Origin of the sequence: Kordiimonas sp. UBA4487 (assembly GCF_002389025.1) — a bacterium.
Taxonomy (GTDB): domain Bacteria; phylum Pseudomonadota; class Alphaproteobacteria; order Sphingomonadales; family Kordiimonadaceae; genus Kordiimonas; species Kordiimonas lacus.
Genome location: NZ_DGNR01000011.1, coordinates 760,156 through 775,234, shown reverse-complemented (window position 1 = coordinate 775,234; position 15,079 = coordinate 760,156). Strand labels below are relative to the sequence as shown.

Here is a 15,079-nt window from a genome sequence, read left to right as displayed (position 1 = left end):
ATTGCCGCCATGATGACATCATGAACATGATGCTCGCGCTTTTTCTGTTTCTGCTGTTGGCCCGCTTGGGCGGACACCTTGCCGACCGCGCACGCCTGCCGGTGTCCGTGGGCGAAATGGCCGCAGGTGTGCTGGTGGCGCTGGCAGCCAGCCAGTTCGGAGACACCTTCCCTGTCCTGCCGACCATCATCAAGGATGATTCCCTCGCTGCGGCTGCCGATATCGCGGTCTTTTTCCTCGTCCTGCTGGCCGGGATCGAACTGGAACCGCGCGAGATTGCCCAGGCGTCCGGCAAGGCCCTCTGGATTGCGCTAGGGGGCGTCCTGCTACCGCTGGTGGGCGGCGCCTGGCTGGCCTGGACTTTCCTGCCGGCCGGGCCGGAACATGACAGCCAGGCCCTTGTGACAGGCGTGGTGCTGTCGATCACGGCGCTGCCGGTGGTGGTGAAGGTGCTGACAGACTTCAACATGCTCCGGGGGGCAGCCGGCGAGATGATCGTCACAGCCGCCCTGTTCGATGACATCATCGGTCTGGTGCTGATCGCGCTTCTGCTGGCCATTGTCGAAACCGGCGGCCTGCCGGGTCTGGCGGACCTTGGGGTGATGGCGCTGAAGGTTGCAGCCTTTTTCGCGGTCACGGTGCTACTTGGGGTGCATGTCTATCCCCGGGTGCAGAAAGGCCTGAAGCTCCTGAAGGCGTCGGCCATTGAGTTCAGCGCGCTGGTGACTGCCGCACTCGGCTATGGCTGGCTGGCGGAGGCCATGTCCCTGCACTGGGTTGTCGGGGCCTTTATGGCCGGTCTGTATTTTGAAAAATACCGTGTTGGCGCCCGCAGCTATACCGAGATCATGGCCCTGGTGACCACAATGGTGCAGGGCGTGCTGGGGCCGCTGTTTTTCCTGTCCATGGGCCTTTATGTGGATATCGGCGCGGCGGCCGACATGCCGTGGATTCTCGCCGGTCTGCTGGCCTTCGCGCTTCTCAGCAAAATTGCCGGTGCCGGGCTGCCGGCGCTGGCACTGGGCTTTGGTGTCCGGGATGCGCTGACCATCGGCACAGGCATGGCCGCGCGCGGGGTGGTTGGGCTTGTGGTGGTGGGCATTGCCGTTGACGCTGGGGTCTTTAACGGAACCGGGGAAAACCCGGCAGGCGGGCCGCTGTTGTCGGCGCTGGTGCTGGTCAGCGTGCTGACCACCGCGCTGACGCCCCTCTTGCTACAATTGATCCTGAAAAACAAGCAACCTGACGGCTGAAAGAACCTCAGCGGAAGGCCGGGCCGTGCGCCCAGGCGGCAAGGGAATAGCGCCGCCCACTGGTTACAGGTGCGACCCGGTGCAGCACATAGCTCGGGAAGGCCGTCAGGGACCCGCGCGCAAGCGGTTGCGCCGCCGGTGTGCCGTCCGCATTCACCTCAAGCGTGCCGCCTTCATAGTCAGCGGGGTCTGAAAGCTGCAGCACAAGGCTGAGCTTGCGACTGGCGTTCAGGCCCTTGCGGCCGATATCGATATGCCAGTCATAGAAATCGCCGCTTTCTGCCGCCCCGTCATAGCGCAGCAGCTGGAAGCCTTCATCGAAGCCCATCAGGGCGAAATCGAACCAGCGCCGGTTGAGGAGCGCCAGGCCTTCGATCATACGGTCGGTGAACCAGAGGAGTGTGTCATCATCGAGCCACAGGGTGCTGGCGGACCGGATGCCGGAAACCATGACCCCACCGGTCAGGCGACCCGGCGCCATGCCTTCGGATTCCCCGAAAGCGGTCAGGCGCGCGCATTCCTCCGCGCTCAGGAAGTCCGGCAGGGTAACAACCGTTTCTCTGGCAGCAAGAGGGGGCGCAAGGCCGATATCGCCGCGGGGTGTCATGGCTTCAATGGTCCAGGTCGTACATGTCAATCAGGTCGGCAACTTCGCCCACACTGACATCATATTTCTGGGCAATCTGGCTCATCGTGCGTCCCCGCTGCAGCGCAGCTTTGAGCGTTGCTTCATCGATGGGCCATTCGTCGTCATACTGATCGCTGTAGCTGGGATCGTCGTCCAGCCCCAGTTCGTCATCAAAAAATCCAGACCGACTCATTTCCGTTCTCCCGATGGGGCTATTCCCCGGAAAGGACACTCATATTTGTCGTTCTGCGCTTGCTCTTTTCATTTGAAAAGCGGATAAATCAGATAGTTGATATCGAATAATTCGATACATGGAGAAACCCATGGACATCACCCAGGCGCGAACCTTCCTGGCGGTTCTGGAAACCGGCACCTTCCTGGGCGCCGCTGACCGGGTGAATGTGGCCCAGTCGACTGTCAGCAGCCGCATCAAGGCGCTGGAGCAAATGCTGGGGCAGGAACTGTTCACCCGCAACAAAACGGGCGCCGTGCCCACGCGCGCGGGCCTTGCCTTCGCCCGTCATGCCCGCGCCATCCAGCGCCAGTGGGACCAGGCGAAACTGTCGCTCGCGCTCCCGGAAGGCCAACAGAAGCTGCTGACCATCGGCGGCCAGCCCAGCCTGTGGGACGGTTTCCTGCTGCACTGGCTGCCCTGGATGCGCCAGAACGCTTCTGAGGTTGCCATCCGCGCCCAGATGATCGCTTCCTCCAGCCAGCTTATGCAGCAACTGGTGGACGACACGCTTGACCTTGTGGTGCTCTACCGGCCCGAAGCGCGCCCGGGCACGGAAATCCGCCAGATTTTCGAAGAACAGCTGGTGCTGGTCAGCAGCAATAGGCCCGATGACCCGGGCGGGTTGGGCGAGGCCGAATATGTCTATGTAGATTGGGGGCCCGAGTTTGAAGCCGACCATGCGCTCAATTTTCCCGATGCCGTCACACCGCACCTGAATTTGAATGTGGGATCACTGGGGATCTCGTTCCTCCTGAACAATGCGGCAGCAGGCTATTTTCCCATGCGCATTGCGGCCCCCTATATCGCGGCTGGCAGCCTGATGCGTGTACCTGACGCCCCTACCTTCACCTATCCGGTCTATGCCGCCTTCCCGGAAGACCATGACAGCGCCCTGATCGGCACCGTGTTGAGCGGCCTAAGGCAGATCGCGGCCGAAAACAGCGGCGTTAGCGCGGGCACTGCATAGCGACAACAGCCACAGCCCACTCAACCAGACATTTCCTCCCATTCCCGGATAATATGTATAAAGTTTGCGGCCTTAGGGGCTTTTTCCTATAGTGAACCGCCCTAAATGAGGGGTAGTTCTCACGCTAGGGGTCATTGCCGTGCCACGTATCCGCCGCACCTATCTGCCAATGCTGCTTGGCTCAGCTCTGGTTCCTGCCCTGTCGGCCCCGGCCACAGGTATGGAAGTGGAAGGCCCGGTTGAAGAGATCATGGTACATGCGCGCAAGCGGGAACAGACACTGACAGACACGCCCGTATCCATCAGTGTGGTGGGTGCAGCCACCATTGAAGACTGGACCCTAACATCCCTGGAAGACCTGGAACTGGCTGTGCCCAACCTCAGGACCGCCGCCCAGTTTGCCTACAATAACACTGTGTCGCTGCGCGGCGTGGGCACCTACAGCCGCAACATCGGCTTTGACGAACGCGTGGGCCTCTATCTGGACGGCATCTATCTGGGGCCGTCTTACGGCTTGAACCAGTCACTGCTGGACGTGGCGCAGGTGGAAGTGATGCGCGGGCCGCAAGGCACGTTTTTTGGCCGCAACGCCATCGCGGGCGCCGTGACCCTGATCAGCGCCAAACCTGGGCCAGAGGTGTCAGGCAGAGCGCTGGCACGCTATGGCCGGTTCGACACCCGCACCCTTGAGGGCAGCCTCAATATACCGCTGTCGGACACACTGTTCGCCAGCCTCTCCGGCAGCCTCCATAAGCGCGACGGCCTGACCACCAACCTCTTTGACGGTTCGAAAATCGACAACCGTAACCGCAACAGCCTGCGCGCCCAGATGCTCTATCGCCCCAGCGACCGGTTTGAGGCACACCTGAGCCTGGACCGTAATGAAATCGACGAAGCCATGCTGGTAGGCGACCCCAATTCGGACACCTTCGGCATCTTCCCCGACACAGTGGCACCTGCCCCGTTCGAAGTGGATTTCAACGTCGCGCCAACCCAGAAAGTGATCACCAAGGGCGCCGGCCTCAGCATGGCCTGGACCTTTGAAGGCGGCATGGAGCTCAAGTCCCTGACGGGACTGAGGGCCACCGACGCCGCGCATCACTATGATACCGACTATACGAGTATCGATATCCTCTATGTGGATTACGCCGAAGACTATGGCCACTTTTCCCAGGAACTCAGGCTGACGTCGCCGGACGACGGCAACCGGTTGGGCTATGTGCTCGGGGTCACCTATCTGGACCAGAAAGGCGAGACCGACCGGCACGCCATTGGCGGCGCTGCGGCCTTCATTCTGGGGGCTGCTGAAGGCGCGGACATGACCAGTGTCGGCCGTGTGGACACGGAAGCCTGGGGGCTTTATGCCAGCTTTGATTACCGCCTCAGCGACGCGCTTACCCTGTCAGCCGGGCTCAGGTGGTCGCGTGACGGGAAAAGCGTGGACTGGAGCGTCGACACAACCGGCGCGCCGGCATTCCAGCTGGCCACCGGCACGCTCAAGGACAGCCGCCATGACACAGACGTCTCCCCCACGTTCAGCCTCAGCTACGCGCCAACCGACGCCATCACCGCGTTCCTGCGGTATGGTGAGGGCTTCAAGAGCGGCGGCTATAACCTGGACTATGTCAGCGCCGCCATTTTCCCGGACCAGCTGGAGTTCGAAAAAGAGAGCGCCCGCAGCTATGAAGCCGGCATCAAGGGCAGCCTGTGGGACGGCATGGCCTGGTTCAGCGCCACTGCCTTCTGGGTGGACTATACGAACTTCCAGGTGAACCAGTTCCTGGACCAGGGCGGCGGCAGCACAATCATCGTGATCTCAAACGCTGCCAAGGTGCGCACCAAGGGCCTGGAACTTGAGCTGACCGCCCGGCCCACCGACGGCCTTTCTCTCACCACATCGCTGGCGCTGCTGGACGCAAAATACCGCCAGTTCGTCGATGGCGGCGTGGGGGCGACGGACGTGTCCGGCAACAAGCTTGAGGCCCCTGATGTGGAGGCCAGCATCGCCCTGGCGTACGAGCGCCCGATCAGCGACAGCCTCATGGGCTTTATCAATCTGAACGCTTCCTTCGCCGACAGCTATTTCGTCACGCCCGACAATATCACCGAGCAACCCTTGCTGGGTGGTGGCAGCGTGCCATTCGGGCAGATATCAAGCCGGTCGCAGCTCAATGCCAAACTGGGAGTCGGCAGCCCGGCTGACGGCTGGACGGCTGCCTTTTGGCTGCAGAACGGCTTTGGCGACGGCGGCACCGCCGCCAGCCTCAGGGACTTTTTCGGCACCATCGTGGAAGCGCAGACCGTGCCGCGAAGCTACGGTGTTGAACTGACGTATGAGTTTTAGGCGCGCGCGAGAAGCTTGACTTGGGGGCCCGGTGTTTCTAGCGTCCGGCAGGATACGGCCTGATGAATAAGATCAGCCAGACAAGCAAAGGAAGAAGCCTGCGGAACGGCTTGTAAGGGACCTGTGCCCCGCCTGAGCCGCCAAGGGCAACCAAGACCATGACTTTCCGCATCGACGCTCGCCCAATCGTCCAGGTTATTGGGCTCCTTCTGGTGGCGCTGGCCGTCTTCATGATGGTCCCTGCCGTGGTGGAAGCCAAGATGGCGGGCTCCACCCCTTACGAATTTCTTTTTTCTGCTGCCTTCACCGGCTTCATGGGCCTGGCGCTGGTGCTGGCCACGCGCGACAACGCGCCCTTCAGCCTGGACATCAAGCAGGCCTTCCTGCTGACCGCCGCCACCTGGCTGGTGCTGCCGGTGTTTGCGGCGCTGCCGCTCATTGGCATGGGCCTGCCGCATGACGCCGACCTCAGCTATACCGACGCGGTGTTCGAGACCGTATCGGGCATCACGACAACCGGCTCCACCGTCATCTCCAACCTGGACACCGTGCTGCCCGGCATTCTGCTGTGGCGGTCGCTCCTGAACTGGATCGGCGGCATTGGCATTGTGGTGATGGCCATCATCATGCTGCCGTTCCTGCGCATCGGCGGGATGCAGCTGTTCCGCACCGAAAGCAGCGACAAGTCTGAAAAAATCATCCCCAAATCCACCGAACTGGTGAAATGGATCACCGGTGTCTATGTGGCCCTGACAGTAGCCTGCACACTGGGATACCTGCTGACCGGCATGAGCTTCTTTGACGCGGTCAACCATGCCTTGGCAACGGTCGCGACCGGCGGCTTCAGCACACATGACGATTCCTTCGGCCACTTCGGCATGGCCAGCCAGTGGGTTGGCATCCTGTTCATGATTGCCGGCAGCATTCCCTTTATCGCCTTCATCAAATTCGCCCGGGGCCGCAAGCACGCCTTCGCCAGCGATCCGCAGATCAACGCCTTCCTGAAGTTCCTGGCTGTGGGGATTTTGGGCGCCACCATCATGCTGATGGCGGACAGGGGCTGGGACTTCTTCGAAGCCTTGACCGCGGCGGCTTTCAATATTGTCTCCATCGTCACCACCACAGGGTTTGCGTCTGAGGACTATACGCTGTGGGGCACGGGCGCTGTGGCGGGCTTTTTCCTGCTGACATTCGCGGGCGGCTGCGCGGGCTCCACCTCCGGCGCGATCAAGATATACCGCTTCCAGGTGCTGTGGATCACGCTTCGGGAACAGCTCCTCAGGCTCAACAGCCCCAACCGGGTGGTGATCCTGAACTATCACGGCGCGCGCATGCCCACAGACCTGCCCCTGTCGGTGTTGGCGTTCCTCGCGGCCTTCTTTGCCTCGATCGCCATCGTCACCCTCATGCTGGCGATGATGGATATCGATTTTGCCACAGCATTGTCGGCGGCCACCACGGCCATCACCAATGTGGGCCCCGGCTTCGGCGAGATCATTGGCCCCTCGGGCAATTTTAAAAGCCTGCCCGACGCCGCCAAATGGCTACTCTCATTCGCCATGATTCTGGGGCGGCTGGAGATTTTCACCCTGATCATGCTGTTTGACCCGCACTTCTGGCGGGACTAGGCGCGCCTTATTGGTCTGCCAGATGGTCCGATACCAGGGCCGCTGTATGGTCCAGCAGGCTGGCGTCACCTACCGCGCCGTGGCCGGGAACAACAATTATTACGTTTCCGTAACGGTCCTTTGCAAGCGCCATGGCATTACCCCAACCCGCCGGATCACCTTCCTTATAATAGCCGATGCCCCGGGCTGAAGCTTCACGTACCGCGCAGCCGCCGAACAAAAGCTTCTGCTGCTTCAGCCATACCATGAGATTATCGGTGGTGTGGGCCGCGCCGGGATACATGATCTCCAGCGGCCCGAGGGTGGTTGTCGCGCCGGCCTCTGCCGCGATATCCAATTCATATTCCGGCGGGATCTCACCGCGGGCGATCATCAACTGGCGGGTTTTCGGAGAGGCATAGAAACGGATGCCGCGTTCGCGCATCACTGCAGCGCCTGCCGCACGGTCCGCGTGGGAGTGGGTGGCCACTGCCATGGTGACCTTGAGGCCGATGGCGGCTTCGATTTCATCCAGAAGGGTGGCTGTGGCCGCGTCGCCCCAGGCGCTGTCAACCAGCACCAGGTGCCCGCGTTCGCGCACGATCAGCCCGTTGGAGGTATAGCGCGAACCGTCCTCGAACGTGTGGCTTGAGACATGCAGCCACACACCGTTTGTCAGCGGCCGGATGCGCACGCTATCGTCGTCCGGCGTGCCGTCCGCATGGGCGCCCGAAACAGCAAAAAGAAGAACCAGAAACATCAGCAGTGCACGCACAAAGACCTCCCTGAAATTAACGTCCACACCGACCCCTTGTGCCACCCAATGAGGGCAAAAAGATGGAGAAACAAAAAAGGCGCGCCATGGCGGCACGCCTGTTTCGAGATTTCTGAAGTCATTGCCTGCCTCAGGCCTTGGCTTCCTCGGCCGCCGCGCGCGCCTCATCGGGCGTGAAATCGTAGGTGGAGTTGCAGAACTGGCAATTGACGCTGATCTTGCCGTCCACCGTCATGTGATCCACATCGTCGTCCGAGAACTGGCTGATCACGGTAAGCAAGCGGTCGCGGCTGCAGCGGCAGGCGTGAACCAGCGCCACGCTGTCGAACACGCGCACGCCGTCCTCGTTGAACAGGCGGTACAGCAGCTGGTCAAGCGTCAGCTGCGGGTCGAGAAGCTCTTCGGTCTTGACGCTGTGCATCAGCACGCTGGCGCGGTTCCACTCTTCCTCTGTGTTGCGCTCAAGGATACGCTCGCGTCCCGACTCGCCGCGTGCCAGATGCTGCACCATGATGCCGCCGGCGCGCCAATGGTTGGTCACCGGGTCATGGTCGCACCTGAGGCGGATTTCCGTGGGCGTCTGTTCGCTGTTTTCAAAATAATTGCGCGCCACTTCCGAAAGCGTCTCGCCCTTCAGCTCAACGATGCCCTGATAGCGCTCCATGTCGTCGCCCTGGTCGATGGTGAGCGCCAGATAGCCGTTCTTGGAGCCGATCAGGCCGTGGAAGCTGGGGTTCTTGCCGTACTGGGCCATGACCTCGGCGTTGATGTCCGCATAGCCGCGCAGGCGACCGACGCCGTCATCCCGAAGCTCATAGTCCGCCACCATCATCGGCACCGGACCGCCGGATTTGGTCTGGATCGTCACGATACCGTTGAATTTGAGCATGGACCCCAGCATGGCGGTGAGCGTGAGCATCTCGCCCAAAATCTTCGCCACAGGCTCGGGATAGTCGTGTGCCTTCAGGATCTGGTCCACCACCGTGCCCAGCCGCACGGCGCGGCCGCGCACATCCATGCCTTCAATGGCAAAGGGGCGGATTTCATTGTCCCGGCTGCCTGCCGGGTCTTTGACAACAATCGGGGTGTCGTTCATGGGAACGCTTTCCATACTCAACTAAAAGGCCTTTGGGCCCCAAGGGGCCCGTTCGGGGCGCTTTTATATCTTTCCGAGGCACCAAGCAAGGATTGCCTTCTGGGCGTGCAGGCGGTTTTCCGCCTCGTCCCACACCACGCTCTGGGGGCCATCCATCACATTGTTGGTGACCTCTTCGCCGCGGTGCGCGGGCAGGCAGTGCAAAAACACGGCCTCGTCGGCCGCCTTTTCCATCAGCGCCCGGTTGACCTGGAAGGGCTCCAGCGCGCGCACGCGGCTGCCGGTACGGTCATCGCCCATCGACACCCAGGTGTCTGTAAACACGGCGTCGGCGTCCCACACGGCGGCCTCGGCGTCGGTGACCACATGCACATCGCCGCCCTGCTGTTCAGCCCATTCGAGCACGTCGTCATAGGGCGCAAAGTTTTCCGGGCAGCCCAGCATCAGCGTGAAGTCGAACTTCACCGCCGCTTCAATGAGCGACGTGGCCACATTGTTGCCGTCGCCGACCCACGCCAGCTTCTTGCCCTTGATCGGGCCCAGGTGTTCCTCGATGGTCATGATATCGGCCATGATCTGGCATGGGTGCGAGCGGTCTGTGAGCGCGTTGATCACCGGCACATCGCCCTCTTCTGCCAGTTCTTGCACAGCTTCGTGCGTGTTGGCGCGGATCATGATGGCGTCCACATAGCGGCTTACCACCCGGGCGGTGTCGCCGATGGTTTCGCCGCGCCCCAGCTGCATACTGCCGCCCTGCAACACGACGGCCTTGCCGCCCAGCTGGTGCATCGCCATCTCGAAACTGATGCGCGTGCGGGTGGAGGATTTCTCAAAAATCATGGCGAGCGCGTGGCCGGCGAGCGGCGCGCCTTCGTCCACAGCACCTTTGGGGAGATGACGTCGCGCCTCTTTCCATTCCTTGGCCGTGTCCAGGATGTGCCGCAGGGTTTCTGCAGGGATATCCTTCAGGTCAATAAAATGGCTGTTGGGTGTCTTCGTCATCTCACCTTTTCCTCTTCACACAAGTTTGCTGGCGGCTATTTGCCGGGAATGCCGTTTTTCCGCCAGTCGTTCATGGCCGCGTCCAGATTGTCCATGGCCTCGTCCAGATGTTCGTCTTCAATGATCAGCGGCGGCAGCATGCGCATGACCATGTCGCCCGCCACAGCCGGCAGCATGCCGCGGCCGATCATGTCCACCACCGCATTACGGGTTGGGACTTCCGGCAGGCGGATACCGGCCATCAGGCCCATGCCGCGCACTTCAGAAATAAAATCACCGTGGCGCTGCTGCAGTGCGCCCAGGCGGGCCTGCAGCTTGTCGCCCATGTCGCGCACGCGCTCAAGGAAGCCGGGCGCCAGCATTTCGTCCAGCACCGCGTTGCCGACAGCCATCGCCAGCGGGTTGCCGCCATAGGTGCTGCCGTGGGTGCCAACGGTCATGCCGGAGGCCGCTTCTTCGGTCGCGAGGCATGCGCCCAGCGGGAAACCGCCGCCGATGCCCTTGGCCGCCGTGACGATATCCGGCTTCACCTCAGACCATTCGTGGGCAAACAGCTTGCCGGTCCGGCCCATGCCGCACTGGATTTCATCCAGCACCAAAAGGAGGCCGTTTTCGTCACACAGGTCCCTGAGCGCCTGCATCTGGTCTTTACTGAGCGGGCGGATGCCGCCTTCGCCCTGCACGGGCTCAACCATGATGCCGCCGGTCTCGGGGCCAATGGCCGCCTTCACCGCTTCAATGTCGCCAAACGGCACCACGTCAAAGCCGTCCGGCAGGGGCTCGAAGCCCTTCGTCAGTTTTTCCTGGCCCGCGGCGGCGATGCCCGCCAGCGTGCGGCCGTGGAAAGCGTTCGACATGGTCACCAGGCGGTATTTGCCCGCATTGCCTTTGTCATAATGATACTTGCGCACCATCTTGATGGCGCATTCGATGGCTTCCGCGCCCGAGTTGGTGAAGAACATGGTGTCGGCAAACGAGGCGTCGCACAGGCGCTGCGCCAGCTTGGTCCCCAGCGGGATTTCATAGGTGTTGGCCGTGTGCCACAGCTTGGCCGCCTGGTCCTGGATGGCTTTCACCAGCGTCGGGTGGCTGTGTCCCAGGCACATCACGCCGATACCGGAATAAAAATCCAGATATTTCTTGCCGTCGGTATCATAGAGATACATGCCCTCGCCGCGCTCGAAAGCGACAGGGATACGGGCGTATGTAGGCATCAATGGGCTAATCACGTCTTCTCTCCATCCGGCCTCTTGTGAGGCTCTGTTCAATTGAAGAAAAGTCCCTCGCTTGCGCTCAGTGTACTTTCCTTCAGCTACCATACGGCGACGACAAGGCTTGAGGCGGCTCTTCGCCTTGCCGTCAAATTTCTTCCTGGCAATCCGCACTGCCGGATTGCCTGAGCAATCGTTTAAAACTGGGCCAATGAACCGCTTCGAGGACCAGTTTTTCATTAATTCCCCGAGGAAAAGGACACTGAGGCAACGCCGAAGGACTTTTTCTCGATCATTTAAATGCTATTAGCCGGAGTGCCCCCGCGCCCCGGCCTGATTGGCACGAAGGATGCCCCCATGGCACGGCCAAGTCAATGGCAGCGCACCGCAGGAAACACGAAAAAAACTGGGCTATACGGGAAGTTCTGTTGAATTAGGGGAGATAAGTTGCTGACTGAAAATTCTTTCAATCACCAATTACAAAAAGTGTTTGTAGGAATTGATTCAGTGAAGCGCCTCATCAACCCGCTTCCTTATGTGGCAGAGCGGCAAGGCCTTGAATTGTTTTCCAGTAGAACTTCACCTTTCGGTGCTTCTCTTCCTTCCATGCATCGTCGCTCTCACAGGCATCGATTTCTGCGGCCAATCCTTTCAAGGAATTCATCGCTTCAGGATGCCTTCCAAGCTGGATCAAACAATCTACCTTCTGCAGCGACACGAATATTTTTACGGAAGGTTCTTCAGGCGATTTCGCATCCCAAACCCCCAGCAATTTTTCATACTGATTGGTCGTCTTGAGCCAGGTCCAATAGATTGCCTGATATATTTTTTTCCAGTTCAGCGGGTTGATGGCCTTACCCAACAGGGTGAGCAGCAGCTTTGATGACTCAAGCCACGGTGCAGTGGTTGACGGCTTATCTTCATCGACGAAAATTTCCCGCTCTTTGGCCTCAAACCCGGCGCGCTTCACGCCGGCTTTTCGCTTCCCGTATTCCAGTTTTTCATTCTGTGATTGCTGCAACATCCAACCCCTTGCTGCCCATTCCTCATATCCGCAGTAGCCAACAGCCCCTTTTTTGGTATCGGACATTTCTTTGAATACACCCCCTACCCCACACCAATACAATAAAAAAAGGGGAACCGGACTGGCCGGCTCCCCTGGTCGGGAAGGGTTTCCTGCATGGGAAAACGTTGCAGGAAACCCTTCCCGGAGTCTCTGAGTGTCTTAGAAGCGGGTGCGGAATTTCACACCGATGGTGCGTGGCTCGTTGGTCCGGAAACCAAGGCGGGCCCGGCCGCCGCGCTCGCGGTCGAACGACAGGTTCGCATTCTCGTCAAACACATTGTTGATGTAGGCCACAACGTCCCACTTCTCCATTTCAACACCGAACGACAGGTTCATGGTCTGGAAGCTATCAAGCTCCAGGTCCAGAACCGTGGTGTCGGTGCCCGACGCACCGCCAAACGGCAGGCCGGACGTGAAGGTGCCCGCGCCGGCTTCCTGGTCGGACGGCTGCGTGAAGATGCTGCCGCGATGCTGGAAGGTGGCGGAGAAGTAAGCTTCAGCACCGTCAGCGATAAAGTCTGCCGGGAAGAAGTAAGTTGCCGTGGAGCCAAACTGGAACTTCGGCACTGAAGGCAGGCGGTTGCCGTCGCGCACGCCGCCAAGTACCGCGTCTGTGCTGTCGATCACGGTCGAATCAAACTCGGATTCGATCAGGCTGCCTGCGAACGTCACCTCAAAATTGTCGGTCGGGCGCGCCTTGAACTCTGCCTCGAGGCCCATGGTGTGGGCTTTCGGCACGTTGAAGGAAATCCGCGACGAACAGGAGCCCGCATCCAGCGTGACCTGCAGGTTCGAGATGTCGGTGTAGAAAGCGGCGGCGTTGAAGGACACCTTGCGCTTGTTCACCTTGATGCCCGCTTCATAGTTCCACAGTGTCTCGTCGCCATAGTCCTGGAAACCACCAAAGATTTCGAGGTCAGACGCGTTACAGAGCGCGGTATTGAGCGGATCGTTCACACCGCCCAGGCGGAAGCCCTTGGAGATTTGCGCGTTCACCGTCACGTCGTCTGAGACGTCATAGCGCGCCAGAACGCGCGGCGTGAAACCGTTCGCGGAGGTCTCGTCAAGCTGGTCAACGACGCCGTTACCGAACAGGCCAACCTGGGTCACATAGCGCTCTTCGCTATAGTCATAGTAACGGCCCCCGGCTGTTACCTGCAGGCGGTCGGTGATGTCATAGGTCAGCTCACCAAAGAGGGAGATCTGCTCGATCGAGTAGGGCAGCTCCGAATAGAAAGGCGAATCGACCGGGCCAACACCCATCGAAGTCGCCGCAGCCGTGCCATCGCCCAGAACCGCGTCGGTGTAGGCGTCATAGCCTGGCGTCGGCAGGAACTGTTTGTAGAAACGGTCGGTGTCGGAATAGAAGGCACCCACAACCCACTGCAGCGGTCCGTCACCGTTTGACGACAGGCGCAGTTCCTGCGTGAAGCTTTCCACCTTGGTGGTGTCGCGCAGGTTCGATGGCAGCATCACAGCTTCATCCGGATAGCCAAGGTCAACAGACACACTGCCCGTGAGTGCGGACGCATCGCGGGAAACCAGAATGTCACGGTCGGTGTAGCTGGTCACAGACGTGATATCGACACCGTCGAGGCTGATCTCAAGCGTGGCATCGGCGATCATGGTCTGGTCTTCGAACGCTTCGTCGAGCAGCAGGAACTGCTGGCGCTCGTCAAAGGTTACCGGCGCGCGGCCACCGGCCACGGACGCGTCAGTGAACGGATTGGCATAGAGGTTGAACACTTCCTGCCGGTTGAAACCGTTCATGTCGATTTCCTGATACACAATGCGCGGCGTGAAGGTGACGCTATCGGATGGCTTGAACGTCAGCGCGAAACGGCCGCCAGTACGGTTGCCGCTGTTAACGTTCTTGTCGATCGAGCCGCCTTCACGGATGGCGTCGATAAAGCCGCCATATTCCGTGTGGTAGGCCACAGCGCGCACAGCGATGGTGTCGCTGAGCGGCACGTTGATCATGCCCTTCAGGCTGCCGCCGGTGCCACCATCCTTGACGGTGTTGAGGTCTGCTTCAAAGCTGCCTGCGATGCCGTCGAAGCTTGGCTGGTTGGTGATGTAACGGATGGTACCGCCGATGGAACCGGAACCGAACAGCGTACCCTGTGGGCCACGCAGCGTTTCAACGCGGTTCAGGTCATAAAGGTCCAGGTCTGGCGTGAACAGGGAAAGCGAGATCACGGATTCGTCCAGGTAAACGCCGACTTGTTCTTTCACGCCCGGCTGGTCGCGCACGATCTGGCCGGCGGACACGCCGCGGATGGCAACCTGGCTTTGGCCGGGGCCCAGGTTCTGGATCTGCAGGCCAGCGACATTGCGCGCCAGGTCTTCCAGATTGTTGGCGCCCGCACGCTTGATGTCGGTTTCGCTCATGGCGTTGATCGAGAAAGGCACATCCTGAATAGAGGACGCACGCTTGGTTGCCGTCACAACGATTTCTTCAAAAGTGAAATCGCTGTCTTGGGCGATTGCCGTGCCCGCTGTCGCGCCCATAAGCGCAGCGACCGATGAGCTCAGCAACAATGTTTTCTTGGATATCATATGAATACCTCCCTGGTTCGGCACTTTGCGCCGATGTTATTTTTAACCAATCAGCAAGCACCCATCTGCCCGCCGACACCCTCCATGACGAAGGGCGGAATTGTTTTAGGAATAAAATAGTTAAGAAATTCGAACGGTCGGGCAATAAAGGAAAAAAAGCCCCGAAAACCGGGGATTTTGACCATATAACAATAGTTTACAGGCAGAATGGTTGGTAAAGGAAAGCCCCCTTCAATCACCCACCTGGTCCATACAGCCACCATGAATCAAATATGTATCGCCGTCATGCTGACCTCGTTTGGCGTGCCGCCTGCTTCGCAAACAGCATCCACAAAC

At 60.1% G+C, this 15,079-nt stretch carries 12 protein-coding genes; 4 read left to right on the top strand and 8 right to left on the bottom strand.

The annotated features are described in order from the left end of the window. Positions 1-20 precede the first annotated feature (20 nt). Positions 21-1,253 carry a cation:proton antiporter gene (locus B3Z17_RS09270; protein WP_286829537.1) on the top strand — a complete coding sequence of 411 codons (1,233 nt, stop codon included), beginning with the start codon at positions 21-23 and terminating at the stop codon, positions 1,251-1,253. 7 nt (positions 1,254-1,260) lie between these two features. On the opposite strand, the gene B3Z17_RS09265 is transcribed toward B3Z17_RS09270, so the two are convergent. Both B3Z17_RS09265 and B3Z17_RS09260 read right to left on the bottom strand, forming a co-directional pair. After that, positions 1,261-1,890: a 2OG-Fe(II) oxygenase gene (locus B3Z17_RS09265; protein WP_286829536.1), complete on the bottom strand. Its 630-nt coding sequence runs from the start codon at positions 1,888-1,890 to the stop codon at positions 1,261-1,263. Further along, positions 1,865-2,074 (bottom strand): hypothetical protein, encoded by a 210-nt coding sequence (locus B3Z17_RS09260; RefSeq protein WP_068309130.1) that lies wholly within the window; start codon positions 2,072-2,074, stop codon positions 1,865-1,867. Before B3Z17_RS09260 ends, B3Z17_RS09265 begins: the two co-directional genes overlap by 26 nt. 130 nt (positions 2,075-2,204) lie before the next feature. Between B3Z17_RS09260 and B3Z17_RS09255 the strand changes: the two genes are divergently transcribed. The 3 genes from B3Z17_RS09255 (at position 2,205) to B3Z17_RS09245 (ending at position 7,055) form a co-directional block, all read left to right on the top strand. Next, positions 2,205-3,083 carry a LysR family transcriptional regulator gene (locus B3Z17_RS09255; protein WP_286829535.1) on the top strand — a complete coding sequence of 293 codons (879 nt, stop codon included), beginning with the start codon at positions 2,205-2,207 and terminating at the stop codon, positions 3,081-3,083. Positions 3,084-3,222: 139 nt separating this feature from the next. After that, entirely contained in the window at positions 3,223-5,427 is a 2,205-nt protein-coding gene (locus B3Z17_RS09250; RefSeq protein ID WP_286829534.1) for a TonB-dependent receptor, read from the top strand. A gap of 158 nt (positions 5,428-5,585) precedes the next feature. Continuing rightward, on the top strand, positions 5,586-7,055 hold the full coding sequence (locus tag B3Z17_RS09245) for a TrkH family potassium uptake protein (protein ID WP_286829533.1): 1,470 nt from the start codon (positions 5,586-5,588) through the stop codon (positions 7,053-7,055). A gap of 7 nt (positions 7,056-7,062) precedes the next feature. Here the strand turns inward: B3Z17_RS09245 and bla are convergent, their stop codons facing one another. The 6 genes from bla to B3Z17_RS09215 all read right to left on the bottom strand — a co-directional run bounded on the left by bla (position 7,063) and on the right by B3Z17_RS09215 (position 14,743). Beyond that, positions 7,063-7,809, bottom strand: a complete 747-nt coding sequence (gene bla, locus B3Z17_RS09240; protein ID WP_286829532.1) for a subclass B1 metallo-beta-lactamase — start codon at positions 7,807-7,809, stop codon at positions 7,063-7,065. A 130-nt stretch (positions 7,810-7,939) separates the two neighbouring features. Continuing rightward, entirely contained in the window at positions 7,940-8,905 is a 966-nt protein-coding gene (locus tag B3Z17_RS09235) for an Hsp33 family molecular chaperone HslO (protein WP_286829531.1), read from the bottom strand. A 63-nt stretch (positions 8,906-8,968) separates the two neighbouring features. Further along, positions 8,969-9,907 (bottom strand): ornithine carbamoyltransferase, encoded by a 939-nt coding sequence (gene argF, locus B3Z17_RS09230; RefSeq protein ID WP_286829530.1) that lies wholly within the window; start codon positions 9,905-9,907, stop codon positions 8,969-8,971. Between the two features lie 35 nt (positions 9,908-9,942). After that, a complete protein-coding gene (locus B3Z17_RS09225; RefSeq protein ID WP_286829529.1) occupies positions 9,943-11,136 on the bottom strand; it encodes an aspartate aminotransferase family protein in 1,194 nt (397 codons plus the stop codon). Positions 11,137-11,638: 502 nt separating this feature from the next. Then, complete coding sequence (locus tag B3Z17_RS09220) at positions 11,639-12,208, bottom strand: hypothetical protein (RefSeq protein ID WP_286829528.1); 570 nt, start codon at positions 12,206-12,208, stop codon at positions 11,639-11,641. Positions 12,209-12,343: 135 nt separating this feature from the next. Beyond that, the gene (locus tag B3Z17_RS09215; RefSeq protein WP_286829527.1) at positions 12,344-14,743 is read right to left on the bottom strand and encodes a TonB-dependent receptor; all 2,400 of its coding nucleotides are present in this window, start codon (positions 14,741-14,743) and stop codon (positions 12,344-12,346) included. Positions 14,744-15,079: the final 336 nt, after the last annotated feature.

Bases quoted from the DNA above. Each gene is read 5' to 3' on its own strand.
- B3Z17_RS09270 (WP_286829537.1), top strand. From the start codon at position 21: ATGAACATGATGCTCGCGCTTTTTCTGTTTCTGCTGTTGGCCCGCTTG.
- B3Z17_RS09260 (WP_068309130.1), bottom strand. From the start codon at position 2,074: ATGAGTCGGTCTGGATTTTTTGATGACGAACTGGGGCTGGACGACGAT.
- B3Z17_RS09255 (WP_286829535.1), top strand. From the start codon at position 2,205: ATGGACATCACCCAGGCGCGAACCTTCCTGGCGGTTCTGGAAACCGGC.
- B3Z17_RS09245 (WP_286829533.1), top strand. From the start codon at position 5,586: ATGACTTTCCGCATCGACGCTCGCCCAATCGTCCAGGTTATTGGGCTC.
- B3Z17_RS09235 (WP_286829531.1), bottom strand. From the start codon at position 8,905: ATGAACGACACCCCGATTGTTGTCAAAGACCCGGCAGGCAGCCGGGAC.
- argF (WP_286829530.1), bottom strand. From the start codon at position 9,907: ATGACGAAGACACCCAACAGCCATTTTATTGACCTGAAGGATATCCCT.
- B3Z17_RS09220 (WP_286829528.1), bottom strand. From the start codon at position 12,208: ATGTCCGATACCAAAAAAGGGGCTGTTGGCTACTGCGGATATGAGGAA.
- B3Z17_RS09215 (WP_286829527.1), bottom strand. From the start codon at position 14,743: ATGATATCCAAGAAAACATTGTTGCTGAGCTCATCGGTCGCTGCGCTT.